The sequence below is a fragment of the Thalassovita gelatinovora genome (genome assembly GCF_001458355.1).
Taxonomy (GTDB): Bacteria; Pseudomonadota; Alphaproteobacteria; order Rhodobacterales; family Rhodobacteraceae; genus Thalassobius; species Thalassobius gelatinovorus.
In genome coordinates this window covers 234,418-256,081 of record NZ_CYSA01000016.1, presented here as the reverse complement: position 1 = coordinate 256,081, position 21,664 = coordinate 234,418, and the positions used below count along the sequence as shown (strand labels likewise).

The window sequence follows — 21,664 nt, the reverse complement described above, 5'->3', positions numbered from 1 at the left end:
CCGCAAACGTGAACGACGACACCCGCTACATGGCGCTGGCCTTGTCGCTGGGGCGGCGCGGTCAGGGCAACACCTGGCCCAACCCCGCTGTGGGCTGTGTCATCGTGCAGGACGGCAGGATCGTCGGGCGCGGCTGGACTGCGCCGGGTGGACGGCCCCATGCGGAACCGCAGGCGCTGGCACAGGCTGGCGATTTGGCGCGCGGCGCCACCGCCTATGTCAGCCTCGAACCTTGCGCCCATCACGGCCATACCCCACCTTGCGCGCAAGCGCTGATCAACGCGGGGGTGGCCCGCGTCGTCGCGCCGATCAGCGACAGCGATCCGCGCGTTTCCGGCAAAGGCTTCGACATGCTACGCGCTGCCGGGACCGAAGTCACCACCGGGGTGTTGGCCGACCGCGCCGCACGCGATCTTGCCGGGTTTTTTCAGCGGGTGGAAACCGGACGCCCCCGGGTCACGCTGAAACTGGCCAGTAGCTTCGATGGCCGCATCGCCACCGCCACCGGCGAAAGCCAATGGATCACCGGACCACAGGCGCGACGCTGGGTGCATGGGCTGCGGTCCCGGCATGACGCGGTCATGGTTGGGGCAGGCACTGCGCGGGCCGACGATCCGTCGCTTACCGTGCGCGATCTTGGCATTGACCGGCAACCGGTCCGCATCGTGGTTTCGCGCAGGCTCGATCTGCCACTGATGGGGCAACTGGCGCAAACCGCGCGCGATATCCCGGTCTGGATCTGTCATGGCCCTCATCCCGACCCGATCCTGCACCGGACCTGGACCGATCTCGGTGCCACCTTGATCGGCTGCGATGTGCAGCAGGGGCAGATCGACCCAACAGCCTTGCTTGCGGCGCTGGGGGACCGGGGCCTGACACGGATTTTCTGTGAAGGTGGCGGCGCACTGGCGGCGTCCCTTCTGGCGCATGACAAGGTCGATGACCTGATCGGCTTTACCGCCGGGCTGACCATCGGCGCAGAAGGATTGCCCGCCATTGGCGCGATGGGGTTGACGCAGCTGTCTTTGGCCCCCCGCTTCACGCTGCAAGACGTTCGCGCCATCGGCCCCGACATTCTGCACCATTGGACCCGGAGCGCCTGAGTTTCTTCTTGGTTCAAATACTCAAATTCCGCCGCAGGCGGTTAGCCCGAAGATTTTTCGCAGGAAAATTTCGGGAAATCCCTGTTCGCGCCTTGGCGCGCGCCGACGGATCACGGATACCGGTTCAGCGCCACAGATGCGCCCAACTGGCCAACGCACCTTGCAGTTTGGCCAGCAGTTTCAACCCGTGCCCCTGATCAGCCGTTGCTGACGCCAATCGTTCCACGATCACCTCGACCGGGCAGGGCAGCCCGCTCACCGGATCGCGATAGCGCGGATAATCGATCAAGGTGGCATGGATCAACCCGTTCAGCCCGACCCGCACCCGGCGCCTGTCCGGCACCGGGCCCAGATCGCGGCTCAGCCCCCAACCGGCGTAAAATGGTGCCCCGAACGTGGTCACTTCGACGCCGCGTAACAAGGCTTCGAATCCCAACAGCGATGTCATCGTCCAAACCTCCGAGACCCGGTCCAGCAGCGCGACTGGATCGGCCTGATCCAGCACCGCATCGGCCAATTCCAGCGCCGCGGTGTGCAGCACCGCGCCGGGGCGCAACCCGGCCTCGACATCGGGGTGTGGTTTATACAGGATCACTGCGTTCGGGTTGGCCTTCCGCGCCGCGCGCAGCAGGTCCAGATTGGTCCGCACCTTCCCCGCGCCCAGCCGGATCGAAGCATCATCCTCTACCTGTCCGGGCACAAGAATCCGGCGTCCCTCGGGCAGTTCGGGCACTGTCCCGCCCAAGTTATATTTGCTCAACCCCGCCTTGATCAGGCGGCGGCGCAACGCGTCGGCCCGCGCGTCCTGATCCGGGCGTAGTGACGCGCGTGCCGCAATCAGCCGCTCCAACCGGCTTTCCCGGTTCGGATCATAGTAAATCCCCAGATCGTCACAGACCAATGACAGCGGTGGTACCAGCGCCGCCCCCAACCCGCGCGACCGCAAGAACCCATCCTCGACCCGGACAAGGCTGTCAAGGTTCAGCGCTTCGCCCTTGCCGGCCCAGACCATTTGCCGCCGGGCCGCGTTTTCAGCCGGTGCATCCCGAAACCGCACCGCTTTCACACCACCAAAGAATCCGTTCAGTGCACCGCGTTTCCACAGCCGCATTCCGCTGGCATCCCAGCCCTTGCGATCGTCGCGCCACGCCCGAAGCTGCGCCTCGAACCCGTTCAGCGCGTCTTCGAGCCGACACAATCGGTCGCGGCAGGGATCATACCATAGTGGGTACAACATCATCGCTCCGGCGAATAATTGGGTCCGGGTCAGATTGCGTTGCCGCCGCGCAGGTGGTCTGTGATCTTCGGTCAGCCCCCAACCGGCATAGAAGGGTTGGCCAAACACTTTCGGTTTATGCCCGGCCAGTATCGCCTCGAACCCCAATTGCGACGACACGGTATAGACCGCCACCGCGCTCTCCAGCAGGGACCATGGATTGACCGGTTGGTCATAAAGCTGGATCCGGCCGGTTGCGTCCGCTTCGCTGAAATAACCACTGCGATAGCCTTGCTGACTTTCCGGATGGGTCTTGATCAGGATGCGGGCACCGGGATTTTCTTCCTGCGCATAATACAACATCTCGCGAAAACTGTTGCTATCCGCCCCGCCCAGCCGCACCGCCGCATCGCCCTTGGTCTGATCGATCACCAGAACATAACCCGGATCGGGCGGTGTAACATCGGGATCGAATCCGGCATATTTCGTCAACCCCGCTTCGCGCAGTCGCGCCATGCAGCCCCGTGCCCGGTTCAACAGGTGGCTATCATCCAGCGGATGCTCGCTTAAGATACGTTCCAAGTCTGACGGTTTGGAGGCATCGAAATGCAGCCCCTTGCGGCAGATCACCAGACCCAGCGGCGGTTCGCCCGCCCGGCCCGGATGGACAGACCGCAGGAAGGCATCCTCGACCCGGATCAGCCCGGCACCGGTCTTTGCCGCGATGCTTTCGCCGCGCGCGGCATAGGGTGAATGGCCCCAAACCGCGATCAGGTCCGCCGCCCCGGGCCGGATCAGTCGCAGGTCGAACCCGGCCAGATGCAATATGCGCCGTACCCGCCGCTGACGCAAAAAACCGGCATTGAAAAAGGCAACCCGCCGGGGCAGGGCCCCGGCGGGTTCAAACCCGATCCAGTCGAGGATCGTCATCAGCCGCCGGCAAGCGTGGTGATCGAACTTGCCGATGTTAGCGACCCGGTGAGCGACGAAATCGTCTTGTTCCACTGGGTGAACGGCGCTTCGGTCACATAAAGCGTGTCTTCATCGCGCACGGCGAAATCGCGGGCCAGGAACAGACCGTTCGGTTTGGTCAGATCCAGCACGTATACCAGACGCTGCGCCCCGATCAGGTCGCTGCGGCCCAGCACCGCATTGGCGATCTCTGCCGGTTCATTGCGCAAAATGAACACGCCGGTCGGATCGGCCGCAGTGGCGACCAGGCCACCAACCTGAGCAATCGCTTCGACCGCCGAAACGGTTTTGCTTTCGAACCCGACGCGGGTTTGCGTACCGGTCGCGCCAAGCGCGGTAAAGCTGCGGGTATCGCCTTCGACCAGAATGCGGTCGCCGCCGCGCAGCGCGATGTCCAGTTCGGGATTTTCATATAGATCCTGCAACCAGATCCGGCCGCGATCGTTGTTGCGGATCACGGTGACCTGGGCGATGTCGGTCTCAATGGTAACACCCCCGGCGCGGGCCAGCATCGCCGACAGCGTCCGGGTGGGGCGTTCAATGGCGAACACGCCTTGCGCCCCCACCGACCCGACCAGCGACACCGTCGATCCGTCCCCGGCCGAACGGCGCACCTCGACCTGCGGGTCCGGGGTCTGTTCTTCCAGTTTGCGGGTGATGACCCCGCGCAGTGCTTCGGGCGAATTGCCGGCGGCGCGGATGCGTCCGGCATAGGGTACGAAGATGAACCCGGCACCATCGACCTGCACTTCGGACAATGTGGTGGCCGAACTGGCGGAACTGGCCAACAGCCCGTCTTCGACGTTTTCCCAGATGGTCAGGCTCAACGTGTCACCGGGGCGGATAATATCCGATCCCAATTGTCCGGCTTTGGTGAATTTTTCAGAAAAGCCAAGCGCGGGGGTCACCGCGGTGGCGCGGGTCACCCGGTCATTGACCGACACGATGAAGGCGTCGCCTTCACGCTGCACCGATCCGGCAAATATTTCGCGTTTGGTGGGGCCGGTACGCGGCAAGCCGCAAGACGCCACAAGCGCCGCAACGACCAAAAGGGCGACGGACTTCGCCCCGCGGGATGCTAGGAGTTTCACTGCTCGGTCTCCTCGACCTGTTATTATATGCCTCAAGTCTTTTGCCCAAACCTATAGGAATGCAGAGCAAAAATCCAGCACTAGACCTTGTGCCGGTCAGTTCACCACACGCAACTGTTGCCGTGGAGCCGCGGTTCCCGACTTCAGCGCATCATAAGGATCTTCTGCGCTGAGCATCATATCGACCACTTGGCGCAGCAATTGCTTGCGCCCACGGGCGGAATAAAATCCGCCCGGCACCTGGCTGGTTTCCAGCAGGAAGCGGCGGTAATCGCGATAGGCGGGCAGGTCGGGCCGCCTCGCCGCGTTGAAAAAATGTGGCAGCGGTTGATCGGAAACGAATTCGGGCTTGGCATAAACCGCGTCGCCATAGACTTTCAGTGGGATACCACGCCACAGCACCTGTTGCCCGGCGGTGGAATTGACCGTCACCGCGCTGCGCGCATCGTTCAGCAGCCGCGCCAGCTTTCCTCCGCGCACGAAATGCACCCGGTCGGCAACCCCCGCCTGTTCGGCCAGATGGCGGATTTCGCGTTTCAGCGGCACCCGACCGTTTTCCAGCGGATGCGCCTTAATCACCAGATGATGATGCCCCGGCGCACCTTTGGCAAAGCCATCAATGGTCAGTTGCAGAAATTCCGTCATCGTCGAAAACGGTGAATGTTTCTGAAACGCGCTGTCATGCTCCAGCTGCAACAGCGCGATATGATAGGGAAATCCGCCGTGTCTGATGCGCAGGGTGGCCAGCCCGCGTTCGGCCATCAACAGCGGCGTCATCAGCAACCGGTTGAGGTAAAGGTAGAATTCGCGCGCCACCGGCAGTTCGCGATGGGGCCGGAATTGGCGGTAATTACCATTCCTGAACATCACGAACCAATGATACAATGCGCCGTAAAACATATGCTGGCGCATATCGCCCCAATGCCCCGGCGGCAGGAAGGTATCCATGTCGGACCGTTCCAGCGCCGTGCGCATTTCGCCAACGCTCAGCCGCATCAGCCGCGAATTGCCGTTGCTACCACCGCGTTCATAGGTGACCCAGAACGGCCGCAGATAGCCTTCTTCGAACACATGCACGCACAATCCGGCCCGTTTGGCTCGGGCCACCGCTTCGGCATGGATCGGGCGGGTGTCACCGTATAGCACGATGTCGGTGACGCCCTTTTCGGCCACCAGCGCGTCAAATCGATCGGGCCATTCTTCGGGAGATCCGCAATAGGGGATATAGCTGTTGCGGTCGAACCAGAATGCCCGGTCGCCGGCATTAAACCCAACACGCCAAACCGCGACCCCGGCGCGGCGCAACATCCGGCCAAGTTGATGGAAAAACGGCCCATGCGGCCCCTGAAGGCACAAGAATACGCGATTGTCTGCGAATGCTTTGGTCATGTTGACACGCTCTGTCCCGTGGGATGTTTCAGATTCTCTAACCTGTCCAGTTGGCAAAAATAAGGCATAAAGTGATGGTAAATCGGCTTGTTTCCATCAAGGTCAACGGCTAGGTCAGGGATCAGTTTAGACAGGGGGCGCAAATGTTCACCGGCATCATCACCGACATTGGCGAGGTTCAGACGCTGGATCAACGTGGCGATCTGCGGGCACGGATTGGTACAGGCTATGACATGGCCGGCGTTGATCTGGGCGCTTCGATTGCCTGCGACGGCGTTTGCCTGACCGTGGTTGCCAAGGGGGCAGGTTGGTTCGATGTGGATGTGTCGGCCGAAACGGTATCGAAAACCAATCTTGGCGACTGGACGCAGGGCCGCAAGCTGAACCTGGAACGCGCGCTCAAGGTCGGCGACGAATTGGGTGGTCATATCGTTTCGGGCCATGTCGATGGCGTCGCCGAAATCATCGCGATGACGCAAGAGGGCGACAGCACGCGTGTTACGCTGCGGGCGCCGGACGCTTTGGCGCGGTTTGTCGCGCCGAAAGGATCGGTGGCGCTGAATGGCACGTCGTTGACCGTGAACGAGGTTGAGGGCTGCGAGTTCGGCATCAACTTCATTCCCCATACCAAGGACGCGACCACCTGGGGCGCGGCCCGTATCGGTGACCGGGTCAATTTGGAAATCGATACCCTGGCGCGTTATGTCGCCCGGCTGCAGGATTTCGCCTGACCCGATTACACCGGATGGGGGCGCTGCCCCCAAACCCCCGGAGTATTTTCGCCAAGATGAAATCTGTGCGGCTAAGTATTTCATTTTGCAAAAAATATTCCCGCCGCAGGTAATCCCGAGGCAACGGTCGCAGGTTGAAGCCGACACAAAACCGGGCGCGCGACATGACATTGAAAATCTTGTCACGGCATCCCCCCTTGTTCCAGCCGCAGCGAGGGCTTAAGTAAGGCGTTGGCGGGTGCTGCTCTTCTCGTTACTCGGTTGCATTCCAGTGGCCTTAAGCAATTCCGAGGGGGCTGGCTCTGTTCAGGTCCTGGCCTGATTACCTGGCGCCCACCTGTACATACAGGTCCTCGGGAATGAGATAACCCCACGGTCGCTGCGGGCCCGCCACTTTTTACCTGAATTTCATTGCTATATGCCACATTTGTAGTGCTGAACGGTACAAATCCCCCTTGGCCCCATCACATCAAAAAACCGGCCACGAAACGGGCCGGTTTGGGGGCTTTAATCCAAGGGCAGGATCAGCGGCGGGTCGGACCGTTGCGGGGCTGGCCGTCGCGGGCCTTCGCTTCGGAGCGGACGGGCACCATCTGGGTCAGGTCGACGCGGATTGGATCGCGGCGACCGCCTTGATGATCGTCGTCATCGTCTTTCAACCGCATCACCGCGATGGCGAACTGCACCCCGGCGAACACGATGCCGTTGGCGAACCACAACACGAATACCGCCAAAAGACCGCTGCTGGAATGGGTGACCAGATGCCACAGATTGGCGACGTTGAACCACAGCAGCATTGCCACGAAGGCGGCGGCAATACCGTAGCCGATCAAGACGTTGACGATATACAGTCGGATCAGTTTCGGCATGATGTCGGTCCCCTTTGGTCCCTACAAAGGTATCCCGTTTCTAGAATACTTCAAGGCTCCCGTCCCGTTGTGGCGGGGTTTTATCCTATCCGAACCAATTTGCCGCAGATTTGAGGGGTCAGAACGCGTCGGGTTTTGCTTCGCGCGCCATGTGGTCAAGCACGGCGTTGACAAATTTGGGTTCCTTGCCTTCGGGGAAAAAGGCACGGGCGACATCGACATATTCGCTGATCACCACCTTGGGCGGGGTGTCCGATTGGGTCAGTTCGGCACCTGCGGCGCGAAACAGCGCCCGCAAGGTCGGGTCGATCCGGGCGATCGGCCATTTGGCGACCAGCGCCCGGTCGGTCATCTGGTCGATCTTGGCCTGCCAGTTCACCGCGTCCTTCATGGTCTGGCGGAACAGGCTGTCATCGCCTTCCAGCATTTCGTCTTCGTCGTAAACCGCCCCGAAGCGATGATCGAGAAATTCGACCATGACCTGTTCCACGGTCTGGCCGGATTGTTCCATCTGGAACAGCGCCTGCACCGCGTAAAGCCGGGCTGCCGATTTCATCTTGCGCTTCAGGTTGTTGGAAAGCGGTTTATCGTCGGAGGCAGAGGTCATGCGGTGGGGTTGTCCTTGAGTTCGCCAGCCAGCTTGTATTCTTCGGCGTCGGGTACGAATCCCACGCCTTTACGCTGGCCGCCCCACTTACGGCCGAGTGCGATCAGATGCAAGGCCGCCGCCGCAGCGCCGCCACCTTTGTTCTGATCAGAGGGATCTGCGCGGACTTCGGCCTGTTTGCGGTTTTCCACCGTCAGGATGCCATTGCCGATGCAAAGCCCTTGCAGACCCAGCATTTGCAAGGCGCGTGAACTGTCGTTGCAGACGGTGTCGTAATGGGTGGTTTCACCGCGAATGACGCAACCCAGCGCGACATAACCGTCAAAGTTGCTCATCCGTTCGGCTATGCCGATGGCGGTGGGCACTTCCAAGGCGCCAGGCACTTCGACCAGATCCCAGCTGCCGCCGCAGGCTTCGATTTCTGCCTTGGCACCGGCGACCATGTTGTCGGCGATATCCTTGTAATAGGGCGCCACCACGATCAGCATTTTCACCGGCTTGTCGAAGTGCGGCCGTGGCAGGATGTAATGGGTTTCATGTCCGGCCATGTCAGTCTTCCTTCAGGATCGGGCGGGTGCCGGTGATGCTGAGCCCGAACGCGTCGAGCCCGACATATTTGGTCTTGGGGGAATCGGTCAGCAGGATCAGGTCGCGCAACCCCATCGTGCTGAGGATCTGTGCCCCAAGCCCGGTCTGCTTGATGGTGCGTGGACCTTCTTCTTCGCTGGCATAGAGCGCGTTGCGCGGTTGCCGGAACAGGCAGACGACACCACGGCCTTCGGCGGCGATCAATTCCATCGCGCGGGGCAATTGGCGGGCCGATTTCGGGCCAAGCCCCAGCACATCGGTCGCTTCATGCAGCGCATGGGTGCGGGTCAGCACAGGTTCGGGGGTCGAAACATCGCCCTTGACCATCACCACATGTTCGACGCCGTGAGTCTGATCGGTAAACAGCCGCATTTCCCAGTCACCGCCGAATTCCGACGTTACCGTCCGGCGCGACGTTTCCACCACCAGATTGTCGTTGCGGGCGCGGTATTTGATCAGGTCGCTGATGGTGCCGATTTTCAGCCCGTGTTCGCGGGCGAAGGTCACCAGATCGGGCAATCGTGCCATTTCGCCGTCGGGTTTCATGATTTCGCAGATCACCGCGGACGGGTTCAGTCCGGCCAGCCGGGAAATATCGACCGAGGCTTCGGTATGGCCGGCGCGCACCAGCACGCCGCCCCGCTTGGCGCGCAGCGGGAACACATGGCCCGGCGTGGCCAGATGCGCCATGGTGTTTTGTTCGTTGATCGCGGCGGCCACGGTCAGCGCCCGGTCGCCTGCGGAAATGCCGGTGGACACGCCTTCGCGCGCCTCGATCGACACGGTGAAGGCGGTTTCATGGCGCGAGGAATTGTTCACCGCCATCATCGGCAGGCCCAGCCGGTCGATCCGTTCGGCGGTCATCGGCAGGCAAATCAAGCCACGCCCGTGGGTGGCCATGAAATTGATCGCAGTATCGTCTGCGAATTCGGCGGCGATGATCAGATCGCCTTCGTTTTCGCGGTCCTCGTGATCGACGAGGATATACATCCGGCCTTTGCGGGCCTCTTCGATGATGTCCTCGATCGGGCTGATCGCGTTGCTGAGTTCGGTCTCGACGGGACCGGGTGTTTCAAAGGCAGAGCTTTCGGGCATGGGACCCCCTGTCAGGTTTCCCTCCGCAGATAGCGCAGCCGCGCCGCGTTGACCAGAGGCAACGCGGCGTTTCACAGGCCCTGTGCGACAACAAACAGGCGGTGAATCGGAACCGCAATCAGAACTGCCAGAGCGCGGGAACGAAGCTGAACTGGTCGCCATCTCGCAGCACATGGCCGACGCCGGGGAAGGGGAAGTGGTATCCCAGCACCGCCATCCGGTCGGCCGCCGCCATGTCCAAAAGCCGTTTGCGGGTGGCGACGGTGGTGTCGCCATCGGCATCGGTGCCGTTATACCACCCCGGCTGACGGAAGCTCATAAAGGCGTGGGTCATGCTGTCACCCAGCGCGATCAACTGCTTGCCGCCGCTTTCCAGCACCACGCTCATATGGCCGGGGGTATGGCCCGGCGTGTCGATCAGCCGGACGCCCGCGGTCACTTCGTGGCCGTCCTGCGCCAAGGTCCAATCGACGCCGTCGCAATTGATCGAATTGACCGCGCCCAGCACGAATTGCTGATCCTCTGGCGGGACCTGATTGACCAGATCGTCCTGCATCCAGTAGCCGTGTTCGGCGGCGCCCATGATATAGGTGGCATCGGGGAAGATCGCTTCGTCGAAATCATCGCGAATGCCCCAGATGTGATCGGGATGGGCATGGGTGATCACCACATGGGTGATCGAGCCCGGATCGATCCCGGCGGCTTCGATATTGCTGGCCAGACGGCCGACGGTGTCGAAAAAGCGGTTGCCCGAGCCGACATCGACCAGCACCACCGCGTCGGCGGTTTCGATCAGCAGGTGATTGGTGTGGGAATAGCCCAAATCGGTGGGCAGGAAGTAGCGGGTTAGAAAAGCCTGAACATCTTCGGGGGCGGTATTCACCCCCAGGCCATCTGCCGGCACTCGGAAATAGCCATCCGACAGGATGGTCAGCCTGACATCCCCCAAGGTAAAGCGGAAATAGCCCGGGTTCTGCCCGCTGGGCGCCCCCAGTTCGGCCCGCGCCATCCCCGGCAGCGCGAAGCCCGGCGCCAGCGCGGCCAGTTTCAGGATATCGCGACGGCTGGGTTTGATGAATGACATGGCGGTGCTCCCTTTTCGCGCAAGGATAGCCGGTTGCGCCGATATCGCAATATCAATTGCGAATATGTTGCTGCGTAGGGTGTCCGTTTCGGGGGAGGCACAAGAAGATTTGGGCGCTGGTGAAAAACATCCAACTGTTGAGCTGACACCTTGCCGCCAAGCGCGGTGCCGTCGGGCATAAACCGGTTCTTGAAAAAACTACGGCACCCCAAGGGTGCCGTAGTCGTGCATTTATGTTGGGGCGCTTAGAACCGCATGCTCAGCGACAGCTGGAGCGCATGGCTGTCATAGTCGCTGCCGAACGATCCGACATAGCCGGCATTCAGCATGGTTTCTTTCCCGGCCGATCCGCCGATCTGGGAACTGATCCCGAGATAGAGCGACACCCAGTCCATGTTCATGCCATCGACAGGTGTGCTGCCCGAGGGCAGGCCGATGAAGCCGGTCTGTACCAGCTGATCGTCGCCCGATGCGCTGTTATATGTCAGCGCCCCGGTCAGCTTGGTCGGCTGTGCGGCCGCCAGTTTATATTCGCCGCTGAAGCCCGCCGAAAGGATCGTGACCTGACCCGACTGATCGCCAACCGACAGGTTCCAAGCACCGGCACCGGTTTCGTCGAAACCGTCGACCGAGAGGTCATAGTATTCAACCGAACCGGTCGGACCGAAGCGGAACCCGCCTTGGGTGAACATGTATTCGCCTTCCAGAACCGCGAAGACCTGAGACCCGTTGGTGCTGCCGGTGGCAACCGCGCCCATCACGTTGCGCGTGGTGTCGAAAGACAGATCCTGATATCCCAGCATCGCCTGCGCGGCACCGCCTTTGCCGAAGGTCGTCCGGCCAACGGCTGCGATGAACATGCCCGATCCGTCGACCGAACCGCGGGACAGAGCGGCCTCTGCCGTGGCATTCGAATAGCCAGCGACCAGCCCGATGGAGCTTTTCCCGTTGAAACGCTTTTCCGCGCCGAACACGGCGTTCCAGCTATCGACATCGTAGCCGATGCCATTCGTCGTCGTCCCGTAGGTTGCCGTCGATCCGCCCAGCGACACGAAGGCATGGGTATCGTCACCGATTTCCCAGCTTTCCGGCGTTCCCTTCGTCGAAAGGGCGATGCCGTCATTGCTAACCTCGGACGAGGCCTGACCGATGCTGCCCACCACGGTCTTGCCGAATTCCAGACCGATCCCGGTGAACCCGGAGAGGAAGCTGAAACCGGTCGTTTCAAGCAGCGCGTTGGCCGCTGCCGGATCGAGCGCGACGATATCGGCAATCGCCGCCTGATAGGCTGCTGCACCGCCGATATCGAGATACGGAACGTTTGCCGCCCCGTCCAGATACCCGGCCGTTGCGAACTGGTACGGGGTTACCGTCTGTTCCACGACCGGTGCAAAGGTCGGGCTGATCCGCAGGGTGAATTCACCCGTTTCGATATCGCCCACGGTGATGCTGAAGTTCAGGTTCGCGTTCCGCAGATCTTCGATATAATCCACTTCGAACAACCCGTTCGCTTCCGCCACTTCGATGATGGCGTCGGGCATAAGCCCGCCAGCAACATAATCGAGATCTGCCACTTCGACGCCAAGCGCATCTGCGACTTCCTGCAGACGGGCATCGAGGTTTTCGGCAGTGTCGAGCGTACCATAGGTCCAACCGCCACCGGCGAGGTTATTCCAAGCAACCAGCGCGGATTCGTCGGTCGGATCATCGTTATCGTCCCAGAACAGGCCATCGGGCACCATGCTGTTGTCGAGGAAGGCCGAACCAAAGTATGCATTATAATCCGCATTGGTCAGCGCCCCGAAATTCAGGGTGTCGTCGGTCGTGGTAACCGCAAGAGCTGCGCGGCCATCCGATAAGAACCCGATTTCACCTTCTTGCCCGCCCCCACCGAACAACCCGTCCGGCAGCCGTGCGCCGATGCCAAGATCGGTCGCGTCGAGGTTGAACAGAACGGCTTCGGCTGCGGCGGTATCGCTCATCGGGTTGCCGTTCGAATCCAGCAGTTCGAGAGAGAAGCCGGTCAGCCGGGCACCGGTGAAGTTCGAAGTCTTGCCGAAAGTGAAGTAATCCACCGACGGATACCCGGAATCGGTCACGGTCCGCAGCCGGATGTCGAACGGGTTGCGACCGGTCAGATATGTTTTGATCCGTTTGCCCGATCCGCCTGCGGAATCGCAATAGACGCCAACCTGGTTGGTCATCAGACAGTTGGTTACGTCACCGCGGCTGTCCATATCGCTGAAATCGGTGATGATCGTTTCGAACGGATCGACGTATTCGTATTCATCTTCGCTGATCGAAACCCGGGTCTGGGTAAAGGTGACGGCACGGATGCCCGGTTCTTCGATGCCTTCCTCGGGATCGATAAAAATTATACCATCCCCGGAGGTGCCGACCAGAACGTCGTCGGCAAGGGTATCGGCCCAAGCCGATGTCCCAAGGCAGGCGAATAGGGCAGCAGGTGCAACACTGATCTTCATCAAGCTCGATATTTTTTTCATTTGTCCAGTCCCAGCGAATGACGCTTTTCCGTTGGTGTGTCGTTTATGGTGGTCGTGTTTTCCACCCTGATCTCTCATTTCGCTAACAGATTGTGGAAAAGAAAGCAAAAGGGCAGCGAAATCAAGTTTCAGATCACGACATTAAGCCGCAGGAGCAATGTCAGCAGCGTTATCAAAACCATTGATCATACGGTCCTGAAATAGCAGTATTCGGTCGGGTGGGGATGTTTTCATGCGAAAAATAAAATGTATTACTTTGCCTTGTTGCATAATAGACACGGCGTGGTTGCGCGGGGGCGGGCGGGAAGCCGGCGCGTGCGGGGTCTTTCCATCGGCCTATTCCGTTGAAACGACAGAATTGGCAGGGTGTTGAGAGCATCGACACCGCGCTGAAAATGGAGAAATTGCCATGCTGGGCAGACGAATGGCCAAAACCCGACGGTTGTGATCGGAGGCCGGAAATCGTTCTGGGGATTGAATTCAAGGCCGGGATCAACCACCTTCTAAACGCCGCCTGATGCCGCCATCACCTGCTTTCGGGCATAGCTAAGCGCTGGATGCCTTTTTTATGCAGAAAATTTTCAAAATATTGAAGCGGTTTACAGGAACGCGAAAGAGGACATTTCAAGACGCGATAGACCAGTTATTTGACAAGGTTTATGTCATAAGCCTGCCTGAATCGGTTGAACGAAGGGACCATATCCGTCGGCATTTCGATGAGATCGGTTTGACCAGATATCAGTTTGTGGACGCGCTCTCGTCGCGTTCAGCAGAGGTGAAAGACGCTTTCGAGCAAAACATTGTGGCCCGCTATCCAGTCTGTTTTCGGTGCAAGAAATTTCGCTGCGGCAAGGATACCTGCAACAACGTCCTGATACCGCCGCAAGTGGCTAACTTTTTGACATATCGGGAACTTTGGCAACGTATCGCGCAACATCCTCAACGAGCACTGCTTGTAGAAGACGACGTGGTGTTTGAACCCTACGCAGAAGATACGTTGCGCCAGCTGTTCCAGGAAATCGAATCCGGGAAACTGGAATTTGTGCCTGACAAGCCTCGTTTGCTCCGTTTGGGGTGGGCGCAGTGCAAGGAACATCATGCCAGCTCTTTTCGGCTTGATACGGTTGCACGGATGTCGAACCCGTGTCACGCGATGACGTCCGCTTTTGCTCAGGTCCTGCTTGACCGGTTTGAAAAGATCGACACGACCTCCGATGTTTTCATCCATGGGGATACGCCCAAGAACGGAGAAGCCACGACGGTGTTCCCGCCCATCGCTGCGGAGCTTTCATGGTCCACCGGTGCGATGGATTCGCTGATACATCCGAAAGAAATCCGAAGTGCATTTCTGCGCGAACGCGGCCGCGACGCTGAGGCTGTCGACAATGACAAACGGGTCCTGAACCATATCAAGCATATGCATCATTACCCGTTGGTGATCCTTGGGCACCCCGGTGGAATGTATGCGGGGCCGATGGAACTGATGGCCCATGCCGGGCTGCAAATCGGGAAGGATAAAGATGGCCAAGATGGTCTGCTGACTTGGTCGCTCGCTACCGATGCCGACCGCCCCAATCCGCCCTGCAAGGCGTTGCGCACACGCCGGGCAATGCATTGGAATCATCTTCTGCACTTGGTCGAGCGACCGGAAAAAGCGGTTCCGGAAATCATGGCCTTCATACGGGCCCACCCTGAACTGTATCGTTTTATCAGGGATCAGATTCTTGAAATGACAGGGGTCGATCTTGAGAAACACCCAACGGAGTTCGAGAAGGCGGTTTTGATTTTGGTGACGTGGTCTGAATTCATAGACCAAATGCATCCGGCCCTGACGTTTCGCGCAGAGGATAGCGCGGCCGATCTCGTTGCATTCCTGACGCGGGCCGGTATTGATGTGCCGGATGAATTGGATGCCATGCAGATCGCGGCTGCTCCGGAAAACGGGCCCTGTCTGGCTTGGGACAGCCTGCCAAAGCCAAGCTGGGAGCGGCTGGTTTCGTATTGCAGGCGCTATGGTTATTCTGTCCCGGCGCACAGCCCGGCCGCGTTTAGTTGAATAGGAAACCAATGCCCAAGATTTCGGTGATCATCCCGGTTTACGGAACGGAACGCTACATTGAAAAATGTGTCCGTTCGGTGATGGAACAGACTTTTGAAGACATCGAAATCCTGTGCATCGACGATTGTTCCCCGGACAACAGCGCCGCGATCATTGAACGGCTTGCCGCCGAGGATAAGCGCATCCGGCTGATCCGCCATGACCGCAATCTGGGTCTGGGAGGGGCGAGAAACACCGGGATTTCGGAGGCCCGCGCGCCCTATCTGGCCAGTGTCGACAGCGACGATTATATCGATCCCTCCATGCTTGAACGCTTGTGGGATGCAACCGACGGGCAAACGGTAGACGTGGTTTCGTGTGGGCTGGCGTTGGTCGATGAGGACGGCTCCGTTCAGTTGAATGTCACCAAACCGAACCAGACGTTCATGAATGACGCGTCACAGGTCAATATCCTTGATCTGCTGCCCCCGTCATTTTGCAACAAGCTGTGGCGCACCAGCCTTTTTACCGAAACGGGTGTCACTTTTCCCACTCATATGTATTACGAAGACCTTGCGACGACGCCACGAGTCCTGCGTTTTGCAAAGGTCATCAAAACGATCCAAGACGTCCTTTACCAATATGTTGTTCGTGAAAATTCGATTACAAATTCGTATAGTGCGCGGCACATAATCGATTATTTCCGCACCTATGATACGCTTTGGGACTTCTTTAGCACCGAAGACCTGTTGAACCGATACCACGAAGAATTTTTCGTGAAGATCGGAAAGAGCCTTCGCTACCATACCAACATGATCGTCGATTCAGGCTTGGATGAGGGCGAAAAGGCGCAATATGTACGGCATATGCTACTTCTGAAGCTCGCCTATCTGGAATACAATTCCAAACTTCGGGATCTCGATAAAGAGAGTTTGCAATTGATGTTGTTAAAAGCCAGATCGCGGGCGGATATCGATGCTATGATAGGCGCGAAGGTGGCCAAGTGACCCGTGGCCCTGAACGGGCCGGTTAGAAACCTGACCTTGTTCAGGGGGTAATCCATTCGTGATCGGGACATGGTATGGTTTGTCTGTACCGGGGCCGGGCACCGCCAAGAGGCGTGCATCGATGCGGTGAATGGCCCGCTAATCGCGCCGCTACCCCCCACTGTTGACCGCCGCTGATTTTGGCAAAATTGCCCGGCAACCGATCTGCGGTGCATCGGGGCTTGCATATGTTCATGATATGTTCATGATTGGATCATGCGGATGCGCGAGGCGAATTCCATTCAATCATTGCAGCCCGGTCAGCTTCTGGCGCGCGGGGTGGCAAGGGCGCTTGGGTCTTATGGATTTGTTTCCATTGAGGAATTTGTGCCGGCCCGCGGTTTGCGCGTCGATGTGATGGGGTTGGGACCCAAGGGCGAAATCTGGGTGATCGAATGCAAATCCAGCCGTGCGGATTTTCAGACCGATGGGAAATGGCAAGGCTATCTGGAGTGGTGCGACCGCTATTTCTGGGCCGTGGACCAAGATTTTCCCACCGATCTTCTGCCGTCCGAAACCGGGCTTTTGATCGCCGATGCCTATGGCGGGGAAATCATCCGCATGGGGCCTGAAATCAAGCTGGCCGCGCCCCGGCGCAAGGTGTTGACGCAGAAATTCGCCACCCATGCGGCACGGCGGCTTCAGGCGCTGCGCGACCCCGGAGTCTAGAGCCGGAGGTTAGCGTTTCACCGCCCGCGCGGCCTGTGCGGCTGCGCGGAGTTCTTCGGCGATTTCCTCGGCTTCTTCGGGTTCGAAATCCATCGGGATTTCAATCCCTTTGCCTTCGATGAACAGGCGTACCATCCCCACGTCGGTCGGTCCGATCTGCAGGTTGGCTTCGATGTCGCGTTCGGTGTTGATCCCCATGACCACTTTCCCCTTTTCTGTCTGGTCAGCTAGCGCTTTCGGACTTGCAATGCAAGCGATGGGGGACGCAGACTGTGGATATGGGAGAGCTGAATTTACGCGGTTTGCAAATTGGCGATGCCGGTTGGTTGATCGAACAGCACGCGGTTCTTTATCACCGCGACGAAGGCTTTGACGCCGGTTTCGAAGCCGTGGTGGCGCAGATCCTTTCGGATTACATTGCGACCCACGATCCAAATTCGGAACGGGCCTGGATCGCCGAAGAAGACGGGGAAAGGCTGGGCAGTATTTTTTGCGTCCGCCAAGATGCCGAAACCGCCAAATTGCGGTTGTTCCTGTTGCTGCCGGCCGCGCGCGGCAAGGGGCTTGGCCAGCGTTTGCTTGAGACCTGCATGGGCTTTGCACGGGACGCCGGATACAAGCGTATGGTGCTGTGGACCCATGAAAGCCATCGCGCGGCCTGTGCGCTTTACGCCCGCAACGGATGGCAGTTGCTACGGTCCGAACCGGTGCATAGTTTCGGTGTCGACCTTGTCGAATAAAGCTGGGAAATTGTGCTTTAACGGGCTTGCAATCCCGTTTCAACAACGCTAAATCGCCCAGACAGTGCCGCCTTAGCTCAGTTGGTTAGAGCGCTGGATTGTGGATCCAGAGGTCTCCCGTTCAAACCGGGAAGGCGGTACCATTCTCCCCCTCATTGTAGAAAATGCGACGCCCGGGGGAATGTCCGTCAGGGTCCGGCGCAGTCGAAAATCCTGACTTCGCGTTCCAGATAAAGCGGTTTGGCGGCGGGGAAGCTGTGCTTGAGGGTGCAGTCCCGGTTCAGTGTCTGGAAAAACGCCCGCCGGATTTCAGGGTTTGCGCTGTAAGCATAATATTCGAAATCCTGAATCGTGAAGACGGTAAAGCCGCGCGATAGCCAATAGGGAAGGTCCCATTCTTCTTTTTGCAGCGGCCAGGCATGGGCCTTGACTTGATAATCCTGACTGTCTTCATCGACATTTTCCAATCCGAACATCACCCCGGGCAGGTTGACGAAATAAAGCGCATCCGGGGCGGAATGCGCAATTCGGCGTTCCTGAGAAAATTCCGGCAGATCGGTATCGTATTTGCGGGCCAACCGGTCCCAACGATCAAGTTCGGCCTGCTGGGCTTCTTTCATCTGTGGCAAATCCAGATGCAGTGAGGTGATGATTTTGCGGTCGCTGTAATTTTTGACCAGATAGGTTTCGACGTCCTGCCGGATCGGTTTGGCCAGCGCCTGTTGCAATGTCTTGGTCGTGCCGGTGGCCGATAGCCCGAGAGCGGCCAGTAACAGCAGGCCAGCCGCGATACGCGTCGCGGGCCGCCGGTCGGCGCGGGTCAGGTCGGCGATCACCAGACCGGCCAGCAGCAGGAAACCGGTGAAGTTGCCGATCCACAAATGTTCCGGTTGGCGCGGGCCGGTCATCAGCGCGGTTGCGACCGTGCCGATGGCAAGCGACAGCCAGATCACCAGCAGCGCCGGTTTTTGCGGCAAACAGCATTCCTTGCGCAGCAGCAGAACCGGGGTCAGCAGTGCAACAACGGCCATCACCGGGGACATTCCAAAGGTGATTTCAATCGCGCGTTTGGCCAGCGTCGTCAGCCCGTCCAACCCGTTTCCCGATTCCGAACTGAGCGACATCACCGCCTGAATGCGTTGAAAATCCAGAAAGTTCCTGAAATCAAGAATCACGCCGATATTCAGGATCGGCCACAAGATCAGCACCAGGACCATAACCCGCAAGAAAGATGTCAGCGCCGATTTTTGCCCTTCGGCCCGGATCAGCATCACCAACAGGCCAAGCGCCAATGGTCCCAGCACAAAGACGGCGGATTGTTTGAAACTGAGCGTCAGCACAACGCAGAGCCCCAGTATAATGTCCCATCGTACAGGCCGATTGGCCTGAAGCCGGATCAGCATCGCCCAGAAACAACCGATCAGACCGGCGGCAAGGCCGGTATCGCCCTTGGCGATATGGGCCATGAAAACCGCGAGCGGAAACAGCATGGCGAACAGGGCCACCAGCAAGGCGCGCGGGGTGTCCAGTTTCAGATGCCGGGCGGTGAGGAAAAACAGCGGTACGATCAGGGCGCTGATCGATGCGGTGACACTCCGCAGGGTGACATAGAAGAGGGTCGGGTCTGCGAAATATTGCGCCCTGAACCCGGCGACGCCTTCCCACCAACCGGCGATGCTGCCGATCACGAACAGCCCGGCCAAGGCCACGGCGTTGAGGTAGGTGAAAAAGGGAGGATAAAAATGTTGACCGGGCACGATTTGGCCGGTCAGAACCTTGGCCGCGTCATTGACCCGCTCATCGCCGTGGAAATAACCGTAATCGACCCCGACGAGCCGCAGCAACAAAGCCGCGACAAACAAAAGAATGCACATAAACGCCGCAGTTTTGTCTAAACTTCCCATAGAATTCACGGTTATGACTTTCGAGATGCTGATATTACTATTCAACTGGTAACCAATTCAGGGTCATTCGGGCAAAGAAAACCGTCTGTTTCGGCCGATATGCCGGTTTTGATGGCGGAATTGGCAGTTTTATTCGATAGGCTGGAATTAATAGGCTGATATGACGGACATTGTAGAAAGCCATTCAGAACGTCAAAACGTGCCGTTGTTCGTCGATATGGACGGGACATTGCTGCGGACCGATGTCGCGCAGGAATTGCTGGTGCGGGCGTTCAAATCCCCTGTTGCAATCGCTGCGGTTTTGTCAGGCGTCTTGAAATCCGGGGTTGCCGGGGTGAAACGGGCGCTGGCCGACCATGTCGAATTCCGGGCCGATCTGTTGCCGTACGACCCTGCGGTTCTGGCCTATGTGAAAGCGGCGCGTCGGGCCGGGCGGCGGGTGATACTGGCCACTGCGGCCGACCGCAAAGTGGCGCAAGAGGTGGCCGATTTTACCGGGCTGTTCGACGATATCATTGCGTCGGAGCCGGGGCACAATATGAAAGGTGCTGCCAAACTGGCCGCGATCCGGGCCATAGCGGGGCAGGGCGGGTTCGAATACCTGGGCGATTCCGCCGCCGATCTGCCGATCTGGCGCGATGCGGCCTGGCGCGGCTTTGCGCGGGTTCCGGCCAAGGCGCGCGCCTTGGCGACCGGTGAGGCGGTCACGTTGGTACCGGCGGATGACAAGGCCCCAAAGGCGGCATTGTGGCGGGCGATGCGACCGCAGCAATGGGCTAAAAACCTGTTATTGTTCCTGCCGCTGCTGTTTGCGCATCTTTACAACGATCCGGCCAGCCTGTTGCGGGCGGCGCTGGGATTTGCCGCGTTTTCGCTGTGTGCATCGGCGGTTTACCTGATCAATGACATGCTTGATATCGATGCCGACCGGGCGCATCCGACCAAATGCAAACGCCCGTTCGCCGCTGGGGCGCTACGACCGACAACGGGGGTGGCGGCGGCGCTGGGGCTGCTGCTTGCCGGGGTGAGTATCGGCTTTGCCTTGGTCAGCGTGGCGTTCGGGATGGTGCTGTTGCTATATGTGGCATTGACCAAGGCGTATTCGTTCTGGCTGAAGGCCTATTCCACCATCGACGTGGTGGTTTTATCGGTGCTTTATACCATTCGGATTGTTGCCGGTGCAGCCGCCATTCTGGTGGTGCCAAGCCCCTGGATCCTGACCTTCTCTCTCTTCTTCTTTCTTAGCCTGGCTTATATGAAACGCTATATCGAACTGGCGCGGGATACGTCCTCGGGGCGGTTGCCGGCGCGCAATTATTATGCCGGTGATCTGCATGTCGTGCAGACATTCGGTATCGCCAATGCCGCGCTGTCGCTGCTGACGATGGCGGAATATATCAGTAGCAACGCCGTGCAAGAACAGTATCAGGCACCGGGTTTGCTGTGGCTGGTGCTGCCGGTGATGATGTTCTGGACCTATCGCGCCTGGATGTGGGCCAACCGCGATCAGATCGGAGACGATCCGGTGGCCTTTGCCCTCAAAGACCGGATCAGCCGGGTGTCGGGTCTGATCGTTTTGGCCGTTGTCCTGTCGGCCCGTTATATCAATTTGGATTGGATGTTACCGTGACCTTGCCCAACTTCGTTCTTGTCATTGCCAGCGTGATCCTGTCGGCGATGGCGCAGACGTCTTTTAAACACGGGGTGTCACGGGTGGTGTTCAGCGAAACCGCCGGTTTGGTGATGAAGGTCATGGGGATGCTGTTTTCCCCCTTCGTGCTGCTGGGATTGGCGCTTTATGGGGTCAGCGTGGTGCTGTGGCTGTTCGCCTTGCGGCAGCTTGATCTGTCGCTGGCCTATCCGTTCGTGTCGATCAGTTTCGTTCTGGTGGTGATGTCGGGGATTCTGGTTCTGGGGGAACCGGCCAATCCGACCCGGTTGACCGGGATCGGGTTGATCGTGCTGGGTCTGCTGGTGATGGCGCGCGGGGCGTGACCAGCGTTTGACACGCCAGACGG

19 protein-coding genes and 1 tRNA gene are annotated in these 21,664 nt (G+C 59.2%); 9 read left to right on the top strand and 11 right to left on the bottom strand.

The annotated features are described in order from the left end of the window. The first annotated feature begins 8 nt into the window (after window positions 1-8). Window positions 9-1,103, top strand: coding sequence for a bifunctional diaminohydroxyphosphoribosylaminopyrimidine deaminase/5-amino-6-(5-phosphoribosylamino)uracil reductase RibD (gene ribD / locus TG4357_RS09595; RefSeq protein WP_267886193.1), 1,095 nt, complete (start codon window positions 9-11; stop codon window positions 1,101-1,103). 124 nt (window positions 1,104-1,227) lie between these two features. Here the strand turns inward: ribD and TG4357_RS09590 are convergent, their stop codons facing one another. The 3 genes from TG4357_RS09590 to TG4357_RS09580 all read right to left on the bottom strand — a co-directional run bounded on the left by TG4357_RS09590 (window position 1,228) and on the right by TG4357_RS09580 (window position 5,771). After that, window positions 1,228-3,249 (bottom strand): capsule polysaccharide biogenesis protein, encoded by a 2,022-nt coding sequence (locus tag TG4357_RS09590; protein WP_058262653.1) that lies wholly within the window; start codon window positions 3,247-3,249, stop codon window positions 1,228-1,230. Continuing rightward, on the bottom strand, window positions 3,249-4,382 hold the full coding sequence (locus tag TG4357_RS09585; RefSeq protein WP_058262652.1) for a polysaccharide biosynthesis/export family protein: 1,134 nt from the start codon (window positions 4,380-4,382) through the stop codon (window positions 3,249-3,251). Before TG4357_RS09585 ends, TG4357_RS09590 begins: the two co-directional genes overlap by 1 nt. A gap of 96 nt (window positions 4,383-4,478) precedes the next feature. Beyond that, window positions 4,479-5,771, bottom strand: coding sequence for a capsule polysaccharide biogenesis protein (locus TG4357_RS09580; RefSeq protein WP_058262651.1), 1,293 nt, complete (start codon window positions 5,769-5,771; stop codon window positions 4,479-4,481). Window positions 5,772-5,914: 143 nt separating this feature from the next. Between TG4357_RS09580 and TG4357_RS09575 the strand changes: the two genes are divergently transcribed. Then, window positions 5,915-6,502, top strand: a complete 588-nt coding sequence (locus tag TG4357_RS09575; RefSeq protein ID WP_058262650.1) for a riboflavin synthase — start codon at window positions 5,915-5,917, stop codon at window positions 6,500-6,502. Between the two features lie 524 nt (window positions 6,503-7,026). Here the strand turns inward: TG4357_RS09575 and TG4357_RS09570 are convergent. The 6 genes from TG4357_RS09570 to TG4357_RS09545 all read right to left on the bottom strand — a co-directional run bounded on the left by TG4357_RS09570 (window position 7,027) and on the right by TG4357_RS09545 (window position 13,249). Continuing rightward, complete coding sequence (locus tag TG4357_RS09570; RefSeq protein ID WP_058262649.1) at window positions 7,027-7,371, bottom strand: hypothetical protein; 345 nt, start codon at window positions 7,369-7,371, stop codon at window positions 7,027-7,029. 118 nt (window positions 7,372-7,489) lie between these two features. Further along, entirely contained in the window at window positions 7,490-7,978 is a 489-nt protein-coding gene (gene nusB, locus TG4357_RS09565) for a transcription antitermination factor NusB (protein WP_058262648.1), read from the bottom strand. Further along, a complete protein-coding gene (locus TG4357_RS09560; RefSeq protein ID WP_058262647.1) occupies window positions 7,975-8,526 on the bottom strand; it encodes a 6,7-dimethyl-8-ribityllumazine synthase in 552 nt (183 codons plus the stop codon). Before TG4357_RS09560 ends, nusB begins: the two co-directional genes overlap by 4 nt. Window position 8,527: 1 nt before the next feature. Beyond that, a complete protein-coding gene (ribB, locus tag TG4357_RS09555; protein ID WP_058262646.1) occupies window positions 8,528-9,661 on the bottom strand; it encodes a 3,4-dihydroxy-2-butanone-4-phosphate synthase in 1,134 nt (377 codons plus the stop codon). 118 nt (window positions 9,662-9,779) lie between these two features. Further along, window positions 9,780-10,745 (bottom strand): MBL fold metallo-hydrolase, encoded by a 966-nt coding sequence (locus TG4357_RS09550; protein ID WP_058262645.1) that lies wholly within the window; start codon window positions 10,743-10,745, stop codon window positions 9,780-9,782. Between the two features lie 245 nt (window positions 10,746-10,990). Further along, window positions 10,991-13,249 (bottom strand): choice-of-anchor F family protein, encoded by a 2,259-nt coding sequence (locus tag TG4357_RS09545; protein ID WP_058262644.1) that lies wholly within the window; start codon window positions 13,247-13,249, stop codon window positions 10,991-10,993. Between the two features lie 568 nt (window positions 13,250-13,817). Here TG4357_RS09545 and TG4357_RS09540 point away from each other — a divergent pair. From TG4357_RS09540 to TG4357_RS09530, 3 genes are all read left to right on the top strand, one after another. Next, window positions 13,818-15,305, top strand: a complete 1,488-nt coding sequence (locus TG4357_RS09540) for a glycosyltransferase family 25 protein (RefSeq protein WP_058262643.1) — start codon at window positions 13,818-13,820, stop codon at window positions 15,303-15,305. Window positions 15,306-15,316: 11 nt separating this feature from the next. Continuing rightward, window positions 15,317-16,294: a glycosyltransferase family 2 protein gene (locus TG4357_RS09535; RefSeq protein ID WP_058262642.1), complete on the top strand. Its 978-nt coding sequence runs from the start codon at window positions 15,317-15,319 to the stop codon at window positions 16,292-16,294. 255 nt (window positions 16,295-16,549) lie between these two features. Next, window positions 16,550-17,002, top strand: coding sequence for an MmcB family DNA repair protein (locus TG4357_RS09530; protein ID WP_074647103.1), 453 nt, complete (start codon window positions 16,550-16,552; stop codon window positions 17,000-17,002). Window positions 17,003-17,011: 9 nt separating this feature from the next. On the opposite strand, the gene TG4357_RS09525 is transcribed toward TG4357_RS09530, so the two are convergent. After that, window positions 17,012-17,200: a DUF6324 family protein gene (locus tag TG4357_RS09525; protein ID WP_058262641.1), complete on the bottom strand. Its 189-nt coding sequence runs from the start codon at window positions 17,198-17,200 to the stop codon at window positions 17,012-17,014. An 80-nt stretch (window positions 17,201-17,280) separates the two neighbouring features. On the opposite strand from TG4357_RS09525, the gene TG4357_RS09520 reads away from it, so the two are divergent. Beyond that, window positions 17,281-17,742 (top strand): GNAT family N-acetyltransferase, encoded by a 462-nt coding sequence (locus TG4357_RS09520; RefSeq protein ID WP_058262640.1) that lies wholly within the window; start codon window positions 17,281-17,283, stop codon window positions 17,740-17,742. 66 nt (window positions 17,743-17,808) lie between these two features. Further along, a tRNA-His gene (locus TG4357_RS09515) sits at window positions 17,809-17,885 on the top strand. Between the two features lie 45 nt (window positions 17,886-17,930). Here TG4357_RS09515 and TG4357_RS09510 read toward each other — a convergent pair. Beyond that, complete coding sequence (locus tag TG4357_RS09510) at window positions 17,931-19,616, bottom strand: glycosyltransferase family protein (RefSeq protein WP_058262639.1); 1,686 nt, start codon at window positions 19,614-19,616, stop codon at window positions 17,931-17,933. 190 nt (window positions 19,617-19,806) lie between these two features. Here TG4357_RS09510 and TG4357_RS09505 point away from each other — a divergent pair, with 190 nt between their 5' ends. Both TG4357_RS09505 and TG4357_RS09500 read left to right on the top strand, forming a co-directional pair. After that, window positions 19,807-21,276, top strand: coding sequence for a UbiA family prenyltransferase (locus TG4357_RS09505; protein WP_058262638.1), 1,470 nt, complete (start codon window positions 19,807-19,809; stop codon window positions 21,274-21,276). Further along, window positions 21,273-21,641, top strand: a complete 369-nt coding sequence (locus tag TG4357_RS09500) for a DMT family transporter (protein ID WP_058262637.1) — start codon at window positions 21,273-21,275, stop codon at window positions 21,639-21,641. Before TG4357_RS09505 ends, TG4357_RS09500 begins: the two co-directional genes overlap by 4 nt. Window positions 21,642-21,664: the final 23 nt, after the last annotated feature.

Excerpts from the sequence above, each read along its gene's own strand:
- TG4357_RS09570 (WP_058262649.1), bottom strand. The coding sequence starts at position 7,371 with ATGCCGAAACTGATCCGACTGTATATCGTCAACGTCTTGATCGGCTAC.
- TG4357_RS09530 (WP_074647103.1), top strand. The coding sequence starts at position 16,550 with ATGCGGATGCGCGAGGCGAATTCCATTCAATCATTGCAGCCCGGTCAG.
- TG4357_RS09540 (WP_058262643.1), top strand. The coding sequence starts at position 13,818 with ATGCAGAAAATTTTCAAAATATTGAAGCGGTTTACAGGAACGCGAAAG.
- TG4357_RS09580 (WP_058262651.1), bottom strand. The coding sequence starts at position 5,771 with ATGACCAAAGCATTCGCAGACAATCGCGTATTCTTGTGCCTTCAGGGG.
- TG4357_RS09590 (WP_058262653.1), bottom strand. The coding sequence starts at position 3,249 with ATGACGATCCTCGACTGGATCGGGTTTGAACCCGCCGGGGCCCTGCCC.
- TG4357_RS09520 (WP_058262640.1), top strand. The coding sequence starts at position 17,281 with ATGGGAGAGCTGAATTTACGCGGTTTGCAAATTGGCGATGCCGGTTGG.
- TG4357_RS09510 (WP_058262639.1), bottom strand. The coding sequence starts at position 19,616 with ATGTGCATTCTTTTGTTTGTCGCGGCTTTGTTGCTGCGGCTCGTCGGG.
- TG4357_RS09575 (WP_058262650.1), top strand. The coding sequence starts at position 5,915 with ATGTTCACCGGCATCATCACCGACATTGGCGAGGTTCAGACGCTGGAT.
- TG4357_RS09560 (WP_058262647.1), bottom strand. The coding sequence starts at position 8,526 with ATGGCCGGACATGAAACCCATTACATCCTGCCACGGCCGCACTTCGAC.
- TG4357_RS09545 (WP_058262644.1), bottom strand. The coding sequence starts at position 13,249 with ATGAAAAAAATATCGAGCTTGATGAAGATCAGTGTTGCACCTGCTGCC.
- TG4357_RS09525 (WP_058262641.1), bottom strand. The coding sequence starts at position 17,200 with ATGGGGATCAACACCGAACGCGACATCGAAGCCAACCTGCAGATCGGA.
- TG4357_RS09505 (WP_058262638.1), top strand. The coding sequence starts at position 19,807 with ATGACGGACATTGTAGAAAGCCATTCAGAACGTCAAAACGTGCCGTTG.
- TG4357_RS09535 (WP_058262642.1), top strand. The coding sequence starts at position 15,317 with ATGCCCAAGATTTCGGTGATCATCCCGGTTTACGGAACGGAACGCTAC.
- nusB (WP_058262648.1), bottom strand. The coding sequence starts at position 7,978 with ATGACCTCTGCCTCCGACGATAAACCGCTTTCCAACAACCTGAAGCGC.
- TG4357_RS09550 (WP_058262645.1), bottom strand. The coding sequence starts at position 10,745 with ATGTCATTCATCAAACCCAGCCGTCGCGATATCCTGAAACTGGCCGCG.
- ribB (WP_058262646.1), bottom strand. The coding sequence starts at position 9,661 with ATGCCCGAAAGCTCTGCCTTTGAAACACCCGGTCCCGTCGAGACCGAA.